Source organism: Bacillota bacterium (assembly GCA_012837285.1).
Classification (GTDB): Bacteria; Bacillota; DTU030; order DUMP01; family DUMP01; genus DUNI01.
Window position 1 is genome coordinate 22,376 of record DURJ01000120.1, and the last position, 17,432, is coordinate 39,807.

Here is a 17,432-nt window from a genome sequence, read left to right on the forward strand (position 1 = left end):
AAGGCTCCCGTAGTATGGTTGCTACGGGACTTTTCATAAAACCACTCAGGATGATCATATTGCTTGGGAGTGTGTAGGTAGTGGGCAGAAGAATTGTTGTAACAGGTATTGGCGCGGTTACTCCTATCGGAATTGGCAAAGAGGCGTATTTTGCCGGACTTAGGACCGCCAAGAACGGCATCAGCCGCATAACTCGGTTTGAGCCGGAACCGTTTACTAGCCAAATGGCTGGCGAACTGAAAGATTTTAACGCCCCCGATTATATGGATCGTAAAGACGCCCGCCGGATGGATCGGTTTTGCCAGTATGCTGTAGCTGTTGCTCAACAGGCTGTGCTGGATAGCGATCTTAAACTGGAGCAGGAAAACAGCCAGCGTATTGGGGTGGTTCTAGGGACCGGTGTAGGCGGTATTGAGACTTTGGCCGAACAGGTGTTAGTTTTAGATCAACGTGGTCCTGGTCGGGTCAGCCCGTTTTTTATTCCCATGATCATTGCCAATATAGCTGCAGGACAGATTTCAATTATGTACGGCCTTAAGGGCCCCAGCCTTACAACAGTAAGCGCTTGCGCTTCATCAGCCGATGCTTTAGGTCAGGCCCTGCGGATGATCCAACGGGACGAAGCCGATCTAGTCTTGGCTGGGGGAGCCGAAGCCCCGATAACGCCCGCAGCTTTGGCCGGTTTCGGTTCGATGAAAGCTTTATCCACCCATAACCAGGAGCCTGAGCAGGCGTGTCGTCCTTTTGACCGGAAACGGGATGGTTTTGTCATGGGTGAGGGGGCCGGGTTAGTTATCTTAGAGGAGCTGGAGCATGCCCAGGCGCGGCAGGCCAGGATTTATGGCGAACTTATAGGCTATGGTGCTACTTTGGACGCGTATCACATTACTGCGCCGGCACCGGAAGGGGAAGGAGCGGCCAGAGCCATGGAAGCGGCGCTTCTAGATGCCGCTGTGCAGCCGGAGCAGATTGATTATATTAACGCCCACGGTACCTCTACAGAATACAACGACCTTTACGAAACCAAGGCTATCAAACACATCTTCGGTGAACACGCTTACCAGGTCCCGGTAAGTTCAACAAAGTCCATGATCGGCCACCTGCTTGGTGCAGCCGGTGTGGTGGAGTTTATTGCCTGCCTCTGGGCTATCAACGAAGACTTGCTACCCCCGACCATCAATTACCGGTATCGTGATCCGGAATGTGATTTAGATTATGTCCCTAATAACCCCCGCCCGGCTCGAGTAAATACTGTGTTGGCCAATTCGTTCGGATTTGGGGGACATAATACAGCCTTGGTGGTAAAACGATATGGCAGCAACTGACATTTGGCCGGATTTGAAACGCCTGCTGACTGTACTTGGCAGTTGGGGTCTGAAGGTACAGCCTCAGCTGGCTGCTATTGCCCTGACTCATTCCTCGTATGCTCATGAACACGGTACGCAGGCTAATGAACGCTTGGAGTTCCTGGGCGATGCAGTTCTGGAGCTGATCGTAAGCGAGTATTTGTATAGCGTTTTTCCAACCGAACCGGAGGGAGAACTCACTAGGCGCCGAGCGGTGCTGGTATGTGAGCCTACTTTAGCACGCTTGGCCGACCACTTAGACTTAGGGGAGGCGTTACGCTTAGGGAGAGGGGAAGAAGCACAAGGCGGTAGATACCGACCGGCTCTGCTGGCTGATGCTGTGGAGGCCCTGCTCGGGGCTGTGTATCTGAGTTCGGGCCTGGATGCAGCCCGCTTATTCGTGAACCGCCTATTGGTGCCGTACTTGTCGGGAGAATTCCAGTTTGTTACCGATCATAAGACCACCCTTCAGGAACAATTACAGGCCCATGGTAATGTAAGTATTGAGTATCGGCTCCTAAAAAGCGAGGGACCTGCCCATGCCAGACAATTTACGGTCGGACTCTATGTGGACGGTTTTCTTCAAACTCAAGGGAGCGGCACTAGTAAGAAGGATGCCGAACAAGAAGCTGCCAGTAAACTGTTGCGAAAGATGTCGAAATAGCGTAGAGTAAAGAAACTAGCTTTTAGCTTGATATTGCGTCAAAAAAGCAGGAATTTTTCGCCAAACCACGAATAAACACTATAAGCCCAATGAGCGAATGAGCAATCGAACTGAAGGAGGCAGAAAAGTGGAAGTACTAAAAGTATCAGCACAATCTAATCCTAAATCGGTGGCAGGTGCTTTGGCAGCTGTTCTCAGAGAACACGGAGTAGCCGAGGTGCAAGCGGTGGGCGCGGGAGCGGTCAACCAGGCTGTCAAAGCGGTAGCCATTGCACGCGGATTTGTAGCCCCCAACGGTCTAGATCTGGTTTGTGTGCCAGCTTTTGCCGAGATCACCATTGATGGCGAAGAGAGGACGGCGATCAAGTTTATTGTAGGTTCACGTTAAGAGCCATAGGGCGACTGCCAACAAATCTTGGGCCTGCCCCTCGGGGTGGGCCTTCTTGTGTTCACTAAATTATGCTACAATGCAGGCGAGGGGGTCGGTTCATGCGGTTGGAAAGACTGACAGTCCAAGGGTTTAAGTCTTTTGCCGAGCGGCTGGAGTTTATCTTCGAACCAGGGATTACGGCTATTGTAGGGCCCAACGGCAGTGGCAAGAGTAACGTAGTGGATGCCATTCGGTGGGCTTTGGGTGAACAAAGCCTGCATTCGCTCCGGGGCGAGCGGTTGGAAGACATTATCTTCAACGGCTCCGGTTTTCGGCGCCCTCACGGTTTGGCTGAAGTTGGCTTAACATTTAACAACGAAAGCGGCCTTCTCCCACTGCCTTACAGTGAGGTTACAGTTATGCGGCGGGCATATCGATCCGGTAACAGTGAATTCTTGCTTAACGGTGTGCCCTGCCGGCTGCGCGATATTCAAGATCTGTTTGCCGACACCGGTATCGGTAAAGACGGGTATGCTTTTATCGGCCAAGGGAAAGTTGATGAAGTGCTCAATCTTAGCCCTCTGCAGCGACGAATGTTTCTTGAGCAGGCTGCCGGTGCGTGGAAGTGGCGGCGCCGGAAGAAAGAAGCAGAAGACAAGTTGGCTTATACGGAACAAGATCTAGTGCGCCTGAGAGACGTCTGTGCTGAATTGGAGCGCCAACGCGAGCCGTTGGTGGAAGAGGCTCGACGAGCCGGTGCTTACCGGACTAAGAGTAATCGCTTAAGAGAACTGCAGATCTTTGTTGGTCTAAGTGAAATTCGCCGTCTAGAGGAGAGAATTGCCTCTGTCCAGGAAAAGCTAGTTCCGGAACAACAACGGACACAGGAACTTGGTCAACGGCGGTCCACTTTAGAAGTGGAGTTGGAGCGCAGACGGGCCGACATAGCGGCGCACGAGATCTACTTCGGAGACTTAAAGAGCCGAGAGAACCGGGTGCAACAGCAGTTGGTCGCACTGGAAAAGCAGTTGACTTCTTTGTTGGGAGAGGCCCGGGAGCGGGCAGTACGCCAAGAAGCGGTGCTAAATCAGGGCCAGGAGCTAGCTGGCCGTTGCTCTGAGTTACGGCAGCAGCAGGCCCAAAGCCAAGAAGAACTGGCCCAGTTGGCAGCTGTGCTGACGACGAAAGAAGAGTCACTGGCCCTACTGAATACGCAACTTCAAGAGTTAGAGCGGGAACATAACCAGATCCAAGGTCGAACCAGCCAACGGCGGGAACGCATTATTGATTGTTTGAGCGAACGGTCTGCTCACAGCAATGCCCTAAGGTCCCTGGCTCGTGAACAGCAGGTGCTTGAAGAACGGAGAGGACGGGCCTGGACAGCGGCCGAAGAGGCCGGTACCCGGGCCGAGGCCGTAGTGCAGCTGCAGACAAAAGAAGACGAAAGAATAACTACACTCACCGAGCAAGGGGAAGCCTTGGAGTCAAAGCGAGCACAGTTGGAAGGACAAATAGCGGTTGTTTTTGAACAAGAGAAGATGGCCCAGCGAGAGTACGATGCAGCTCGTCGTACACTGGAACGCTCTGAAGCTGAACTAGCCGGACTGCAGAGCCTGCAACGTAATTTTAGCAGCTACTACCAGGGACCGCGGTCGGTCTTGACCGCCCGCTGCCCGGGTATAGTCGGTGCAGTGGCACAATTGATGGTTGTGCCGGCTGAATATGAAATCGCCATCGAGACAGCTTTAGGTACCGCCCAGCAATTCTTAGTGGCAGACAGCGACGAAGCGGCCGCTGCGGCTATCGATTGGCTTCGCTCTACAGGTGGCGGTCGGGCAACGTTCTTACCGCTGAATACTATCCGACCGTGGACCCGGTCGGTTCAAGAACAAGAGTTAGTCAAGCTTAAGGGGGCGGTAGGTTGGGCTGATGAACTAGTGCAGTTCCCGGCCGCTGTGGCTCCGGCGATAAAATACTTGCTGGGGCGGGTGTTAGTGGCTCGTGATTTGACTGCAGCTAGGGCTATAGCCAAGGCGGGTGGCTTTCAGCTCAAGACGGTGACTTTGGCCGGAGATGTTGTTAATCCCGGAGGTTCTTTGGCCGGCGGCAGCCTAAATAAGCGGCGGCCATCCCAGATATCTCTGGGTCGACAGCTGCGAGAACTGAAGCAAAAAGTAGCACAACAAGAATCTAAGCTGGCCGAGCGGCAAAAGATACTGACTGCTACCGGCGAACGCAGACAGCGGTTGGAGAGCGAGCTAGGGCAAATGATGGATCGTGCGCGCCAGATGGAAGACGAATTGACAATGGCCAGAAGTAAAAAGAAAGAGTATGCGGCTCAACTGACTGAGACCAGACATAACCGGGTGGTATGGGAAGAAGAAGAGAAGATTCTTACTGGCAAGCTCCAAGAGTTGTTAGCAGAAAAAGAACGACGGCTTCAGTCTGAGCAAATAGCGGAGAAAAACCTGCAACAGTGGGAAACAGTGGCTACCCAGGAAGAGAAACACCAACAAGATCTGGCCGAACAAATAGAAAAGATACAGCAGGAAGCCCTGGCTCTGCGCTTGGATTTAGTGGCCTGTCAAGAGAAGGAAAAGCAGCTAAAACTGCGAAGTCAGGAGCAGCGTCTGTCTTTGGAGCAGCTTGAGCGGCAACAGGCAGAGGTGAGAAGAAAGCTGGAAGAAATCGACAGCTTGGCTGCTGCGGGAAGGAAAGCGCAACAGGAGCTGCAAACCCGGCAGCTGGCTTTGACTACAAAATTAGCCCGAATTACAGACGAGGTCCAACAGACAGGAGAAATCCTATCTGGACTGCGTTGCAGTCTCAAGGATGATGACCGGGAGCTACTTCAGTTGCTCAAAACAGAGGAGAATCAACGTAGCAAGGTGCATACCTTGGAACTCACTCTGGGTCGGCTGGAGGCAGACCGTGAAGGGGCCCAGCGACACCTGTTCGAAACCCAGGTGGTGCCGACGAATTATTCCCTGCCTTCACTGGACCTGAAGCTATCTGAGGCCCAGGCTGAGATTGAGCGCCTGAAGGACGAAATTACCGCTTTAGGCGATGTCAATCTGAAGGCCCCTCAGACCTTGGCCGAAATAAACGAACGCCACGGGTTTCTTAGCTCGCAGGCGCAAGATGTGGAGTCAGCCAGAGAAACATTACTGGAGCTCATCAGCGACATCGACCAAACGGTGGCCACTCGGTTGCTAAAGACATTTGAACTGTTAAGAAATAATTTTCGGGATATATTCCAACACTTGTTCCGAGGAGGTCAAGCCGATCTTCGACTCACAAGCGACGATCCCAATGAAGCCGGGCTGGAGATATTTGCTCAACTTCCAGACAAAAAGATGCAGCCCTTAATGTCCCTATCAGGGGGAGAACGCGCTCTGACGGCCATTGCGTTCTTGTTTGCTCTGCTGCGTTGCGGCCAGAGCTCAGTTTGTGTGTTAGATGAAATCGATGCCTCTTTGGACGAGACTAATGCCGAGAGATTTCTTTCTTATCTGGAAGAGTTGGCAGCAGAAACCCAATTTATTATTGTCACCCATAAACGACAGGCGATGATTCGAGCCCAGGCTTTGTATGGCCTAACCATGGCCCCAAGCGGTACAAGCAGTCTGGTATCGGTGGATCTCACACAAGCAGCCGGTTAGTGGCGAAAGGGAGGCAGGAAGTTGTCGAAGTTATGGTTGCGACTTAGTACCGGTCTGACCAAGACGCGGACAGCGATAGCCGAGCGTCTTCAGAATTTGCTGCCCCAAGGTGGGCGTATTGAAGCAGAAACATGGGAAGAGCTAGAAGAAATCCTATTAGCTGCTGATGTCGGAGTGGCAGTCACAGAAGAGTTGATCCGGGCCGTCAAGGCTGAACGGGTGGCGTCTGTGGCCGATATCAGAGCTGCTTTATCCGCCAAATTAGAGCAGATTTTGCAGGTGGAGCCGGGGGTGGGATCAACTTCTGCCAATTCTCCCCTGGCAATCTTGGTGGTAGGAGTTAACGGTGTAGGCAAGACCACCAGTATTGCCAAACTGGCTGGTCGATATCGTAAAGAAGGCAAGAGGGTGATACTGGCTGCTTGCGATACTTTCCGGGCTGCGGCCAGCGAACAGCTCACGGTGTGGGCTAACCGCGTAGGCGCGGAGCTAATTGCTCATCAGGAGGGATCAGATCCGGCGGCCGTGGCTTACGATGCGGTGCAAGCAGCCTTGGCTCGGCGGGCTGATGTCCTTATTCTGGATACGGCCGGTCGCTTGCAAACCAAGAAGAACTTGATGCAGGAACTGCTTAAGGTGCGCCGTGTTCTTGGTAAGGCTCGCCCTGATCTTCCTCAAGAAACGCTGTTGGTGCTGGACGCCACCACGGGGCAAAATGCCCTGAGCCAAGCGCGGTTGTTTCAGGAAGTGGTTCCCCTTACCGGCATTATCTTGGCCAAATTGGACGGGACCGCCAAAGGCGGTATCGCCGTGGCTATCCAGAAGGAACTGGGTATTCCCATCCGCTGGCTGGGTATTGGTGAGGAGTTGGATGACCTGGAAGACTTCGAACCGAAGGCCTTTGTAGCTGCCCTGTTGGAAGATGGCGCTGAAAGAGCTTGACAGGAAAGCCCCTGATCGGTAAAATTGGTTTCAGGGTGTAAAGTAGTTTTACTTAACAGGGGTGGGAGCATGGAAGCCAGGGTTCAGATGGCTTTACTGTATGACTTTTATGGCTCCCTTCTTACCGCTAAGCAGCAGCGGTTTATGGAACTTTATTTCGGAGAAGATCTGTCCCTGGGAGAGATCGCTAGCGAGTTCAACGTTAGCCGACAAGCGGTCTACGACATTCTTAGTCGGGCCGAGGCGTCTCTTAGAGGTTACGAAGAACGCTTAAGGCTGGTGGAAAGCTATCAGAGGGAAGAGCAGCAGCGGCTAAGACTAAGATACCTGGTGGCTGCACTGGCCCGAAGCGGTCTTACCCCGGAACAGAAGACGATAATGGCCGAGATGGCGGCTTTGCTGGAGACTATGGGTCCGGAAGGTGATTGAATGCTGGAGGGTTTGGCGGAAAAGATCCAGGGCGCACTAAAGAAACTAAGCGGTAAGGGCCGGCTGAATGAAGCCGACGTCAAAGCAGCACTAAGAGAAGTTCGGCTGGCACTTCTTGAGGCTGATGTGAATTTCCGGGTAGTTAAAGACTTCGTCGGCCGAGTGCAAGAGAAAGCCATTGGGCAAGACGTGCTGTCTAGCCTTACTCCGGCCCAACAGGTAGTTAAGGTTGTTCAGGAAGAGCTGACGGATCTGTTAGGGAGTGGGGCCAGTGGCTTAGAACGGGCTGCGGATGGGCTCAGTGTGTATATGATAGTGGGGCTGCAGGGTGCCGGCAAGACCACCACAGCGGCTAAGCTAGCTCGCGTGTTGGCCAAAGAAGGTCGACGGCCGCTGCTGGTTGCAGCAGATGTGTATCGGCCGGCAGCCATCAAGCAGCTCCAGGTACTGGGAGAAAAAGTAAAAGTTTCGGTTTTCAGCCTGGGGGAACAAGACCCGGTGGCTATCTCTCGGGCAGCTTTAGAGAAGGCGCGGCGCGAAGCTTATGATACAGTACTTATTGATACCGCCGGTCGCTTGCACATTGATGAGGAAATGATGACTGAGCTGGTGGAGATCAAAGATGCGGTCCGTCCAACGGAAACCTTGTTGGTGTTGGATGCCATGACCGGTCAGGACGCTGTAACTGCGGCCGGGGCTTTTCAAGAAAAGTTGGGTCTTACCGGCTGCATCCTGACCAAGCTGGATGGAGACGCCAGAGGCGGAGCGGCGTTGTCTTTACGGGCGGTTACAGGGGTTCCGATAAAATTCATCGGTGTAGGAGAAGGAGCCGAGGCCTTACATGTGTTCTATCCCCAGCGCCTGGCCACGAGAATACTGGGCATGGGCGATGTACTGACGCTAATTGAAAAGGCCCAGGAGACAATGGACCAGGAGAAGGCTCGAGAGCTGGAGCAAAAGTTGCGTAAAGCTCAATTTACTTTGGATGATTTCAGTGTCCAACTGAAAGAAGTCCGAAAAATGGGGCCGGTGGACCAACTGTTGGGTCATCTACCTGGTTTTGGCAAACTAAAGAAAATGCCGGGCTTCAAGGTGGATGAGAGAGAATTTGTTAAAGTAGATGCTATAATCTCGTCCATGACAAGAGAAGAACGAATTTCACCGGAAATGATTGATCATAGCAGAAAACGGCGCATTGCACGGGGCAGTGGAACCACGGTTCAAGACATTAACCGGTTACTAAAGCAGTTTTCAGACATGAAGAAGCTGCTGAAGCAATTTGGGCGTTTGGAGAAGAAGGGCCAGCTGCCGTCTATGTGGGGACCATTGCCATATTAAAGACGGTTCTTGGAAAGGAGGTGAGTGCATGGTTAAGATCCGGTTACGCCGTATGGGTGCGAAAAAGGCTCCCAGCTATCGCTTAGTGGTGGCCGATTCGCGTAAGCCACGGGATGGACGTTTTATTGAGACTATTGGTTATTACAATCCCACCCGCGAGCCGGTGGTCATCGATATAGATGAAGAGAAGGCTCTTACCTGGTTGTCCCGGGGAGCACAGCCTTCGGAAACGGTGATGCGGCTATTTAAACAGATGGGAATCTGGGACAAGTTTCTAGCCTTAAAGAGCAAAGACAAGGAAGCTTTGCAGGCCTAAGGGGGGCTATTACATGCGGGAGCTGCTGGAGATTGTTGCCAAGGCGTTGGTCAGCAATCCTGATGCTGTGACTGTGAACGAGGTGGAAGGGGATACGACGCTCCTGTTGGAGCTTAAGGTCGCATCTGAAGACATGGGCAAAGTCATTGGTAGGCAAGGGAGAATTGCCCGTGCTATCCGTACGGTGGTTCGATCAGCCTCGGCCCGAGGCAGCCGGCGAGTAATGGTAGAGATTATGGAAAATCCTTGATCAAGGCAGAGGGTGAAGCCATGCTGATCAAAAGGACGATTGCTCTAAAGGCATTGGTCACTCCTGCACTCAAGGAAGAGATGCTCCAGGATTTAAAGAATACTCTTCAACGTTTGGAACTGGAATTGCAGCAGATAGAGTTCCAAGGGAAGCGGCTTCTTCTGGATGCGGAAAGGCAGGGACTTCAGCAAGTAGCGTCTACGCGACAACAGATTGAGGAAGAAAAAGAAAAGCGACTGGAGATGCGCGAGCGTCTAAAACAGAAAATGGCAGAAGTCAAAGGCTGGGAGCAGGGCCAAGAAGTGGTTCAAGGAGCTGTTGAAGGTTGGGTCAAGGTTAAGCCAGGCGATGATGTGGCCCGGATTTTCGGAGCGGAAATAGTAACTGCCAATGGCAAGATTGTGGAGTTGCGCCATGAATAGAGAAGATCTGATAACGGTAGGCGTAATCACGGCGCCGCATGGTGTGCGCGGTGAGGTAAAGGTAATGTTGCTGACGGATTTCCCCCAGCGGGTCTACCGGTTAAAGAGCGTCTATTTGATTTCTGCCCAGGCAGTTACGGGATCGTATGGCGTGAGAGGGGCTCGACTGGCAGGTGATCAAGCTATCATTGCTTTGGAGGGAATAGATGGCCCGGAAGAGGCTAGCCGGCTAACCGGGTGTGAGCTGGCCGTAACCCTCGACCAGGCGGTCACTTTGCCGGAAGGACACTACTTCTATTTTCAACTGGTGGGGCTGGAAGTGTATTCGCTTGAAGGCGAGCGCCTTGGTGTGCTGACTGAGATTCTACCGCTCCCGGCCAATGATGTTTATGTGGTTCGGTCGGAAGCGGGTGCCGAAATACTGTTACCAGCAACCCGGGAAGTGGTGCGCGCAATAGACCTGGAAGCCGGCTGTATGACAGTCTTTTTGTTACCGGGGCTATGCTAAGGAGAGAATAACTATGGAGCTCGATATTCTGACTCTGTTTCCAGGTATGTTTACGGGACCGTTTCAAGAAAGCATAATCAAACGGGCCCAGGAAAAAGACCTGGTAAATATAAGGGTTATCGACATCAGGGATTTTAGCAGTGATAAGCACCGCTCAGTGGATGACTACCCTTTTGGCGGGGGTAGCGGCATGGTGTTACAGGCCGATCCTATAGCAGGTGCTATCCGATTTGCCGACCTAGCGCAAACAGCCAGAGTTATTCTGACTTGCCCCCAGGGAAAGGTATTTGACCAACAGTTAGCGTGGGAGCTGGCCCAGGAAAATCACCTGGTCATAGTCTGCGGCCATTACGAAGGAGTAGACGAGCGAATTCGGGAGACGCTGGTTACTGATGAAATTTCCATTGGGGATTTCGTACTCACTGGGGGGGAGATTCCAGCCCTGGTGCTGGCTGATGCCATCATACGTCTTCTCCCCGGGGCTTTGGGGGCCGAGGATGCAGCTTTAGACGACTCATTTAGCACCGGTTTACTGGAGTGTCCTCAGTATACCAGGCCGGAGGTCTGGGAGGGGCGAAGGGTGCCGCCAGTACTTCTGTCAGGTAATCACGAAGAAATCAGGCTGTGGAGGCGACGTGAATCACTGGCCAGAACTCTAACACGGCGCCCGGATCTGTTAGTCCGAGCAGAACTGGGTCGAGAGGATCTGAAACTGCTGGCCGAAATTGAGCGAGAGCGCGAGCGAGACAGGAGCTAGTTGTTTTGATGGGTTGGGTGTGGTATAATACGTTCTGTTCTGTTTAGGGAGCTTGAATCGGACTTAGTTCAAATATAACTTCGAGCGAGCATTTGTGGCAGGTAAGGGAGGAGAGTAAGATATGAATCGTCTACAGTCGTTAGAAAACGAACAGCTTCGAACCGATATTCCCCAGTTTGCCCCGGGGGATACGGTGCGGGTACATGTTAAAGTGGTAGAGGGGAACCGCGAGCGAATTCAGATCTTTGAAGGCGTGGTTATTGCTCGCCGCGGGAAAGGCTCACAGGAGACTTTTACTGTCCGAAGGGTGTCCTACGGTGTTGGGGTAGAGAGGGTATTTCCTGTTCACAGCCGGCGCGTTGACAAGGTGGAAGTGGTACGACGGGGTCAAGTTCGTCGGGCTAAGCTTTACTATTTGCGGAAATTGTCTGGTAAGGCTGCTCGTATCAAGGAAAGACGTGGCTAATTAGGGACTGATGAAGTCCCTGCTTTTGTTGTTGAAAGAGCAGGTGGAGGGGTCAGGTTATGGGAAAAATAGAAAAGGTTGTCTGGGAGTACGTACAAAGCGTGTTGCTGGCCATTGTATTGGCCCTGTTTATTATCACCTTTGTGGTGCAGTCTTTTATTGTTACCGGCCCCTCGATGGAACCTACGCTCTACTCCGGTGAACGACTCCTGATCAACAAGTTCATCTTCCGCTTTACGGAGCCGCTCCGGGGGAATATTGTGGTATTTCACCCTCAGGCGAGACCGCGAGAGGATTACATAAAACGAGTTATTGCTGTGGCCGGAGAGACGGTAGAAATACGTGACGGTAAGGTGTGGGTAGACGGTACGCCCCTGTCAGAACCTTACATCAAGGAACCTACTTATGGACAATTTGGACCGGTGCGGGTACCAAGGGGCAAAATCTTTGTCTTGGGGGATAATCGCAACAATAGCCAAGACAGCCGCTATCAAGAAGTGGGACTGGTTTCGCTAAAGAGCGTTATTGGCAAAGCAAGCTTGCGCTATTGGCCGCTTCACCGGGTAAGGGCCTTAAATCTACCCGGGGAGGTGAAGCCTTGACCGTACAATGGTTTCCTGGCCATATGGCCAAAGCCAGGCGGGAGTTACAGGCGCGATTGCCCCAGGTGGATTTTGTGCTTGAAATTGCCGACGCGCGCGTGCCGGCAGCAAGTCGCAATCCCGACTTAGCCGAGCTCCTGGCCGGAAAATTGCATCTGCTGGTACTAAACAAGGCTGACTTGGCCTCGCCGCCAGTGACTACTGAATGGCTGCGGACTGTTCGCGGCCAGGGGATAGAAGCAGTAGCGTTTTCCGCTCAGTTGGATCGGCGGCAGAAACTGCTGCAACCTATTCGGAAATTGGCCAGCCAAGCGGCTGTTTTTAACGATCTACGAGTGTTAGTGGCGGGCATTCCTAACGTGGGTAAGTCAGCCGTAATTAACAAGTTGGTGGGACGTCGCCGGGCTATAGTAGGTGCGAAACCGGGTGTAACTCGAAGCCAACAGTGGATACGAGCGGGGAAAAACCTGATAATTTTGGACACACCCGGGATTCTGTGGCCCAAGTTCAGTGACCAGGAGACGGGGTATAAATTAGCTGCCGTAGGCGCTATTCGCGCCGAAATCCTGCCGCAGGAGGAAATATCTCTGTGGTTAGGACAACAGTTACAGGAGCAGGCTCCGCTGGTTTTGGAGACAACCTATGACTTAGAGAGCAGTGATGTCTCAAGTATCTTGCCGGGGATCGCTCAAAGGCGCGGACTCTATTTGAGCGGCGGTAAATTGGATACCGCGCGAGCGGCAGCGTTGTTGTTACGAGAATTTCAACAAGGAAAACTGGGTCGTATTAGTCTAGAGCGACCCCGGGAAAAGGAGACCGACTTATGACCGAAGACCTTTGGGTGATAGAAGAGAAGCTACAAAAAATGGGCCTCATGAATGTGGCGGGAGTAGATGAGGCGGGGCGAGGTCCGTTAGCCGGGCCGGTGGTAGCAGCGGCGGTAATACTGCCGCCAGCCGTAGAGTGTCGTGGCTACTTGCCTACTTTGCGCGAATCGAAGCAACTGACGGAGGTCCGGCGGGAAGAACTGTATAAAGCCATTCGGACAGTGGCCGTAAGTATAGGAATTGGTTTGGCTGATGTTGAGTACATAGATCGTTACAATATTCTTCAGGCCACGCGCGCAGCCATGAAGCAGGCAGTTAACAAGCTGAAGATAGTACCCGATCATGTTTTGGTGGATGCTGTTGCCTTGGAAGGTATCGCGTGCTCTTTCGACGCTATTGTCCATGGTGACGAACAGTGCGCTTCTATTGCTGCCGCCTCCATTGTTGCCAAGGTCGTTCGTGATCGGCTGATGGTGAAATGGGACCGAACATATCCGGGATACGGTTTCTGTCGTCACAAGGGGTATGGTACACCGGAGCACTTAGCAGCTCTAGCCCAACTGGGCCCCTGCGCCCTTCATCGTCTCAGCTTCAGACCGGTGCGCTTAGCCCAAGAAGGGGCAGGGAAATAACAATGAACAACAAGGCTGTAGGGGGGTTGGGCGAGGATTTTGCTGTGTACTACCTTGAAAGCTGCGGCTATCGAATCATCGAACGTAACTTCCGCTGCCGGTTAGGAGAAATCGATCTCATTGCCCAAGATGGCAAAACGCTGGTATTTGTAGAAGTAAAGACACGCCGCAGTCGGCGCTATGGTAGTCCGCAAGAAGCGGTAACAACTGCGAAGCAGGCAAAGCTTAGGACTGTAGCCTCTTTCTACTTGCAGCGCCAGAGGACAAGCACTCCGTGTAGATTTGATGTGTTGGCGCTGAATATAGAGGGTGGTACGGTCAGGCCGGAACTGATCCAAAATGCCTTTTAATCATGACGTAACGAGCTTGTTACAGCGCCTTAACAAAGTCATGGTATCCTGTATACATGCTATCCTAAACCCCCTTCTTGATATATAATCAGATTGCCCGGAATGCCGGGCTTTTTTATTTGAAATAAAATGATGCTTTCGGTGACAGGTGTGGAAGGAAAGGCGGTAACGGTTGAACTTGTAACAGCGCGTAAACAGCGCAATCAATAAGCAAATAGAAGCTGTCGTCTGCAGATGAATGCTGGTGCTGTACGAGCAACGCTAGATGTCAAATACTGGTTTGACCGCCGGTGACAGGGAGCTATACTAAAGATACAAAAAATCAGTATGAAGGCAATTATACTGGGGGGATCTTAGCTGGTCACTTTTAAACATGTTAGCAAGGTCTACGCCGATGGGAGTGTGGCTGTTCGTGATCTGTGTCTTAATGTTTCGGCGGGGGAATTCCTAGTCTTAATTGGGCCTTCCGGTTGCGGGAAAACCACCACGCTAAAGATGGTTAACCGTCTTATTGAGCCCACGTCCGGTGAACTTCATCTGTTTGAACGGCCGGCCGGCAGTTGGAGCAAGGTAGAGCTACGCCGTAAGATTGGATATGTAATTCAGAGTGTAGGGCTGCTTCCACACTTAACTGTAGCGGGAAACATTGCCTTAGTACCGGAACTGTTAGGGTGGCCTAAGAAAAAGCTACAACAATGCGTAGACGAACTGTTACAGCTAGGGGGCATGGATCCGGTTACTTTTAGAGGTCGCTACCCAGCCCAGTTGTCAGGTGGCCAGCAGCAGCGAATTGGAGTCCTAAGGGCATTGGCGGCCGATCCGGAACTGATTCTTATGGATGAACCGTTTGGGGCCCTGGATCCCATCATGCGGGAACAGCTACAATTAGAGCTGAAGAATCTAAGGCAAAGACTTAAAAAGACCATAATATTCGTGACCCATGATCTAAATGAGGCCCTATTTCTGGCTGATCGCATCGTCATTATGAAAGAAGGGGCGGTGGTGCAGGACGACACACCGGAAGGCATCTGTTTTAACCCTGCCGATAAGTTCGTCGCTAGCTTTGTGCACCGGGCATTGCGCTCGTCGATCCCGGTTCAAATTGCTACCAAAGGACAACGAGAACGGGCAGTAGCTGTTTCCAACCGTCGTGGTCGTCCATAAACAGCAAGAAATCGGTAAGAAGGTCGGACTTTTCCAGAGACGGCAGTGTAGTTAGACCATGTTGACCGCAGGAGGATGTATGTATGTTGATGGTTTGGCAACAGATGTGGATCTATCTAATAGAGAACTGGTCCGAAATACTGTTGGCGATCAGGGATCACATGATCCTACTAGTGCTAATACCGGTGGGAGGTGCGGTAGCCGTGGCTGTACCTCTGGGTGTAATGTCTACGCGATGGTCACTGCTGGAACGCCTGGCCATTCCGTTTGCAGATATTGTGCAAACGATTCCCAGTCTGGCCTTGTTAGCGTTGTTAATACCGCTGGGACTGGGCATTGGTAACAAACCGGCCATAGTGGCCCTATTCCTTTATTCGCTGCTACCTATCTTGCAGAACACCCATGCTGGCATCAAGAATGTTGACCCGCATGTAAAAGAAGCAGCCATCGGTATGGGTATGACTGATTTTCAGCTACTCTGGAAGGTGGAATTACCGCTATCCATATCTGTGATCATGACTGGAGTGCGTACGGCATCTGTTATGGCTGTGGGGACGGCTACCTTGGCAGCCATGGTCGGGGGTGGAGGACTGGGCTGTTATATTGTGCGTGGCTTGCAAATGATGCGCGACTATCTGGTTCTGGTAGGTGCTATCCCGGCGGCTGTCTTGGCGTTGCTGGCTGATGGCTTGCTAGGATGGTTGGAGTACTGGGTTACACCGAAAGGATTAAGGCTTCTGCAACAAAAAAGCCAGTAAGAAAAAAGGGGGAGCCGAAAGTGCCGCAAAAAATATTAAGAGCGGCAATCTTATTTTTGGTCATCACGGTGCTTGTTAGTGGTTGTGCTACCAAGAATCCGTCAACGGAAGACAACGCAGACAAATTGGAGAAATCCCAAGCAGCCAAACCGGGGGATGGGACACCGGTACGTGTTGGTTCCCAGGGCTACGCGGAAGTTGAGATTCTGGCCGAAATGGTTAAAGCCATGATTGAGGAGCGCACTAATCACCCGGTGGAGCATATCAAGAATCTGGGCGGTGAGTTCCTAACGCAAAAAGCCACGGTCAAAGGGGATCTAGATTTCTTCTTAACATTCACCGGAACTCAGTTTCTGGGCACATTCCAGCAAAAAGTCACACCGGAGTGGCGCGATCCGGATAAAGTCTGGCAATACGTTCACGATCACATGCTGACAGACTTTGGGCTCCACACATTTCCTGCCTTTGGTTACGACAACATCTGGGCCATGGCAGTGAGACGAGAGACGGCGGAAAAGCTCAATTTGAAGAAGATTAGCGATCTTAAGGCTCAGGCAGGAGAAATGCTCTTGGGTACCGACCCGACATTTCCCGACTACCCCGGTCAGGGGTACAAGGAACTCTGTGCTACCTATGATTTCAAGTTCAAGAAGGTAGTTCCTATGGATCTGGGACTGTTGTACCGGGCACTAAAAAATGCTGAAGTAGATGCAGCAGTAGTTTACTCCACTGACGGACGTAATAAAGCTACGGATCTTGTTTTGCTTGAAGACGACCAGGGATTTAACCCGCCTTATTATTCCATTACCGCTGCTCGTCGGGATTTCCTCGACAAGTATCCCGAAATAGAAGAAGCGGTCAAACCCTTGGGCGGAATTATCACTGACGTAGATATGATAGACCTTAATGCTAAAGTAGACGTGGAGCAACAAGATGCGGCTAAGGTAGCACGCGAGTTTCTCCGGGCCAAAGGTCTGATAAAGTAAGGTCTGATAAGGCAGCAAATATTCCCAGGTGTGAAGACACACCTGGGAATATTTGTTAGGCTGATCAGTTAAACAGATGAGGAATCCTGAAACAGTCGTCACAGCATTTTTTCTAGTTCTTGCGGATCATTGATTGGCTGCTGACAGGAGTAGGCTTTGCAGACATAGGCTGTGGCTTTTCCGTCCATATTCTGTTTGTTCTGGGCAACGAGGGCAGTCTGAGCCGGGTCCTCTTCTTTTGGTTCTAGGGGTTTAAGAGTAACCCCGGCTTCCGGTGTAAACTTGTTATTGATTACAGAGAGTAGCTTTAATGTATCGTCTGCCTTCGGGTTGCCGACAATCACAATATCTGTGGGCGCTGTTTGGTCTAACCATGCAGCCATTAAGAAATGAGCATGTCCCGGGGGTGAGTTTGCCACACTCCCTCCGAATGCACTTAGCTGTCGCCGGCTCTTTTCTTCAAACTCCGGGTTACCTGTCAGCCGGCTCAGTCTTATGAGGTTTACCGCTGCAACGGAATTACCGGATGGCGTTGCCCCGTCATAAATTTCTTTTGGTCGGGCAATAAGTTTTTCGGCATCGTTACCGTACAGATAAAAACCCCCGTCTGTATCATCCCAGAAATATTTCAGCATGTCCTTGG

Annotated in this window: 21 protein-coding genes; 20 read left to right on the forward strand and 1 reads right to left on the reverse strand. The window is 51.9% G+C overall.

Translation table 11 applies throughout. The annotated features are described in order from the left end of the window. Positions 1 to 80 precede the first annotated feature (80 nt). The 20 genes from fabF to GX016_07225 all read left to right on the forward strand — a co-directional run bounded on the left by fabF (position 81) and on the right by GX016_07225 (position 16,789). Positions 81 to 1,325, forward strand: a complete 1,245-nt coding sequence (gene fabF / locus GX016_07130; GenBank protein HHT71331.1) for a beta-ketoacyl-ACP synthase II — start codon at positions 81 to 83, stop codon at positions 1,323 to 1,325. Continuing rightward, positions 1,312 to 2,010: a ribonuclease III gene (gene rnc / locus GX016_07135; GenBank protein ID HHT71332.1), complete on the forward strand. Its 699-nt coding sequence runs from the start codon at positions 1,312 to 1,314 to the stop codon at positions 2,008 to 2,010. Before fabF ends, rnc begins: the two co-directional genes overlap by 14 nt. Before the next feature lie 127 nt (positions 2,011 to 2,137). Continuing rightward, a complete protein-coding gene (locus GX016_07140) occupies positions 2,138 to 2,398 on the forward strand; it encodes a stage V sporulation protein S (protein HHT71333.1) in 261 nt (86 codons plus the stop codon). A 101-nt stretch (positions 2,399 to 2,499) separates the two neighbouring features. Continuing rightward, positions 2,500 to 6,042, forward strand: a complete 3,543-nt coding sequence (gene smc / locus GX016_07145; protein ID HHT71334.1) for a chromosome segregation protein SMC — start codon at positions 2,500 to 2,502, stop codon at positions 6,040 to 6,042. Positions 6,043 to 6,063: 21 nt separating this feature from the next. Continuing rightward, positions 6,064 to 6,984, forward strand: coding sequence for a signal recognition particle-docking protein FtsY (gene ftsY, locus GX016_07150; GenBank protein HHT71335.1), 921 nt, complete (start codon positions 6,064 to 6,066; stop codon positions 6,982 to 6,984). A 69-nt stretch (positions 6,985 to 7,053) separates the two neighbouring features. Continuing rightward, positions 7,054 to 7,413, forward strand: coding sequence for a YlxM family DNA-binding protein (locus tag GX016_07155; GenBank protein HHT71336.1), 360 nt, complete (start codon positions 7,054 to 7,056; stop codon positions 7,411 to 7,413). After that, positions 7,414 to 8,751 (forward strand): signal recognition particle protein, encoded by a 1,338-nt coding sequence (gene ffh / locus GX016_07160; GenBank protein ID HHT71337.1) that lies wholly within the window; start codon positions 7,414 to 7,416, stop codon positions 8,749 to 8,751. 28 nt (positions 8,752 to 8,779) lie between these two features. Next, on the forward strand, positions 8,780 to 9,067 hold the full coding sequence (gene rpsP / locus GX016_07165) for a 30S ribosomal protein S16 (protein ID HHT71338.1): 288 nt from the start codon (positions 8,780 to 8,782) through the stop codon (positions 9,065 to 9,067). A 13-nt stretch (positions 9,068 to 9,080) separates the two neighbouring features. Beyond that, entirely contained in the window at positions 9,081 to 9,317 is a 237-nt protein-coding gene (locus tag GX016_07170; GenBank protein ID HHT71339.1) for a KH domain-containing protein, read from the forward strand. A 20-nt stretch (positions 9,318 to 9,337) separates the two neighbouring features. Beyond that, entirely contained in the window at positions 9,338 to 9,739 is a 402-nt protein-coding gene (locus GX016_07175; GenBank protein HHT71340.1) for a 16S rRNA processing protein RimM, read from the forward strand. After that, positions 9,732 to 10,247 carry a 16S rRNA processing protein RimM gene (gene rimM / locus GX016_07180; GenBank protein ID HHT71341.1) on the forward strand — a complete coding sequence of 172 codons (516 nt, stop codon included), beginning with the start codon at positions 9,732 to 9,734 and terminating at the stop codon, positions 10,245 to 10,247. Before GX016_07175 ends, rimM begins: the two co-directional genes overlap by 8 nt. A gap of 13 nt (positions 10,248 to 10,260) precedes the next feature. After that, positions 10,261 to 11,004, forward strand: a complete 744-nt coding sequence (gene trmD / locus GX016_07185; protein HHT71342.1) for a tRNA (guanosine(37)-N1)-methyltransferase TrmD — start codon at positions 10,261 to 10,263, stop codon at positions 11,002 to 11,004. 121 nt (positions 11,005 to 11,125) lie between these two features. Continuing rightward, positions 11,126 to 11,470, forward strand: a complete 345-nt coding sequence (gene rplS, locus GX016_07190) for a 50S ribosomal protein L19 (protein HHT71343.1) — start codon at positions 11,126 to 11,128, stop codon at positions 11,468 to 11,470. 59 nt (positions 11,471 to 11,529) lie between these two features. Next, entirely contained in the window at positions 11,530 to 12,072 is a 543-nt protein-coding gene (gene lepB / locus GX016_07195) for a signal peptidase I (GenBank protein HHT71344.1), read from the forward strand. Continuing rightward, complete coding sequence (ylqF, locus tag GX016_07200) at positions 12,069 to 12,899, forward strand: ribosome biogenesis GTPase YlqF (protein ID HHT71345.1); 831 nt, start codon at positions 12,069 to 12,071, stop codon at positions 12,897 to 12,899. Before lepB ends, ylqF begins: the two co-directional genes overlap by 4 nt. Further along, positions 12,896 to 13,531 (forward strand): ribonuclease HII, encoded by a 636-nt coding sequence (locus GX016_07205; GenBank protein HHT71346.1) that lies wholly within the window; start codon positions 12,896 to 12,898, stop codon positions 13,529 to 13,531. Before ylqF ends, GX016_07205 begins: the two co-directional genes overlap by 4 nt. A gap of 2 nt (positions 13,532 to 13,533) precedes the next feature. Then, entirely contained in the window at positions 13,534 to 13,881 is a 348-nt protein-coding gene (locus GX016_07210) for a YraN family protein (GenBank protein HHT71347.1), read from the forward strand. A 357-nt stretch (positions 13,882 to 14,238) separates the two neighbouring features. After that, entirely contained in the window at positions 14,239 to 15,045 is an 807-nt protein-coding gene (locus GX016_07215) for an ATP-binding cassette domain-containing protein (protein HHT71348.1), read from the forward strand. Positions 15,046 to 15,128: 83 nt separating this feature from the next. Next, positions 15,129 to 15,803 (forward strand): ABC transporter permease, encoded by a 675-nt coding sequence (locus tag GX016_07220; GenBank protein ID HHT71349.1) that lies wholly within the window; start codon positions 15,129 to 15,131, stop codon positions 15,801 to 15,803. A gap of 20 nt (positions 15,804 to 15,823) precedes the next feature. After that, positions 15,824 to 16,789, forward strand: coding sequence for a glycine/betaine ABC transporter substrate-binding protein (locus GX016_07225; GenBank protein HHT71350.1), 966 nt, complete (start codon positions 15,824 to 15,826; stop codon positions 16,787 to 16,789). A gap of 98 nt (positions 16,790 to 16,887) precedes the next feature. Here the strand turns inward: GX016_07225 and GX016_07230 are convergent. Next, positions 16,888 to 17,432 (reverse strand): thioredoxin domain-containing protein (locus GX016_07230; GenBank protein ID HHT71351.1); only part of this gene is annotated, 545 nt, incomplete at its 5' end.

What these genes read in the sequence shown, in the direction of transcription:
- rnc (HHT71332.1), top strand. Translation starts at nt 1,312, where the DNA reads ATGGCAGCAACTGACATTTGGCCGGATTTGAAACGCCTGCTGACTGTA.
- smc (HHT71334.1), top strand. Translation starts at nt 2,500, where the DNA reads ATGCGGTTGGAAAGACTGACAGTCCAAGGGTTTAAGTCTTTTGCCGAG.
- GX016_07155 (HHT71336.1), top strand. Translation starts at nt 7,054, where the DNA reads ATGGAAGCCAGGGTTCAGATGGCTTTACTGTATGACTTTTATGGCTCC.
- ffh (HHT71337.1), top strand. Translation starts at nt 7,414, where the DNA reads ATGCTGGAGGGTTTGGCGGAAAAGATCCAGGGCGCACTAAAGAAACTA.
- rpsP (HHT71338.1), top strand. Translation starts at nt 8,780, where the DNA reads ATGGTTAAGATCCGGTTACGCCGTATGGGTGCGAAAAAGGCTCCCAGC.
- GX016_07170 (HHT71339.1), top strand. Translation starts at nt 9,081, where the DNA reads ATGCGGGAGCTGCTGGAGATTGTTGCCAAGGCGTTGGTCAGCAATCCT.
- GX016_07175 (HHT71340.1), top strand. Translation starts at nt 9,338, where the DNA reads ATGCTGATCAAAAGGACGATTGCTCTAAAGGCATTGGTCACTCCTGCA.
- rimM (HHT71341.1), top strand. Translation starts at nt 9,732, where the DNA reads ATGAATAGAGAAGATCTGATAACGGTAGGCGTAATCACGGCGCCGCAT.
- trmD (HHT71342.1), top strand. Translation starts at nt 10,261, where the DNA reads ATGGAGCTCGATATTCTGACTCTGTTTCCAGGTATGTTTACGGGACCG.
- rplS (HHT71343.1), top strand. Translation starts at nt 11,126, where the DNA reads ATGAATCGTCTACAGTCGTTAGAAAACGAACAGCTTCGAACCGATATT.
- lepB (HHT71344.1), top strand. Translation starts at nt 11,530, where the DNA reads ATGGGAAAAATAGAAAAGGTTGTCTGGGAGTACGTACAAAGCGTGTTG.
- GX016_07205 (HHT71346.1), top strand. Translation starts at nt 12,896, where the DNA reads ATGACCGAAGACCTTTGGGTGATAGAAGAGAAGCTACAAAAAATGGGC.
- GX016_07210 (HHT71347.1), top strand. Translation starts at nt 13,534, where the DNA reads ATGAACAACAAGGCTGTAGGGGGGTTGGGCGAGGATTTTGCTGTGTAC.
- GX016_07220 (HHT71349.1), top strand. Translation starts at nt 15,129, where the DNA reads ATGTTGATGGTTTGGCAACAGATGTGGATCTATCTAATAGAGAACTGG.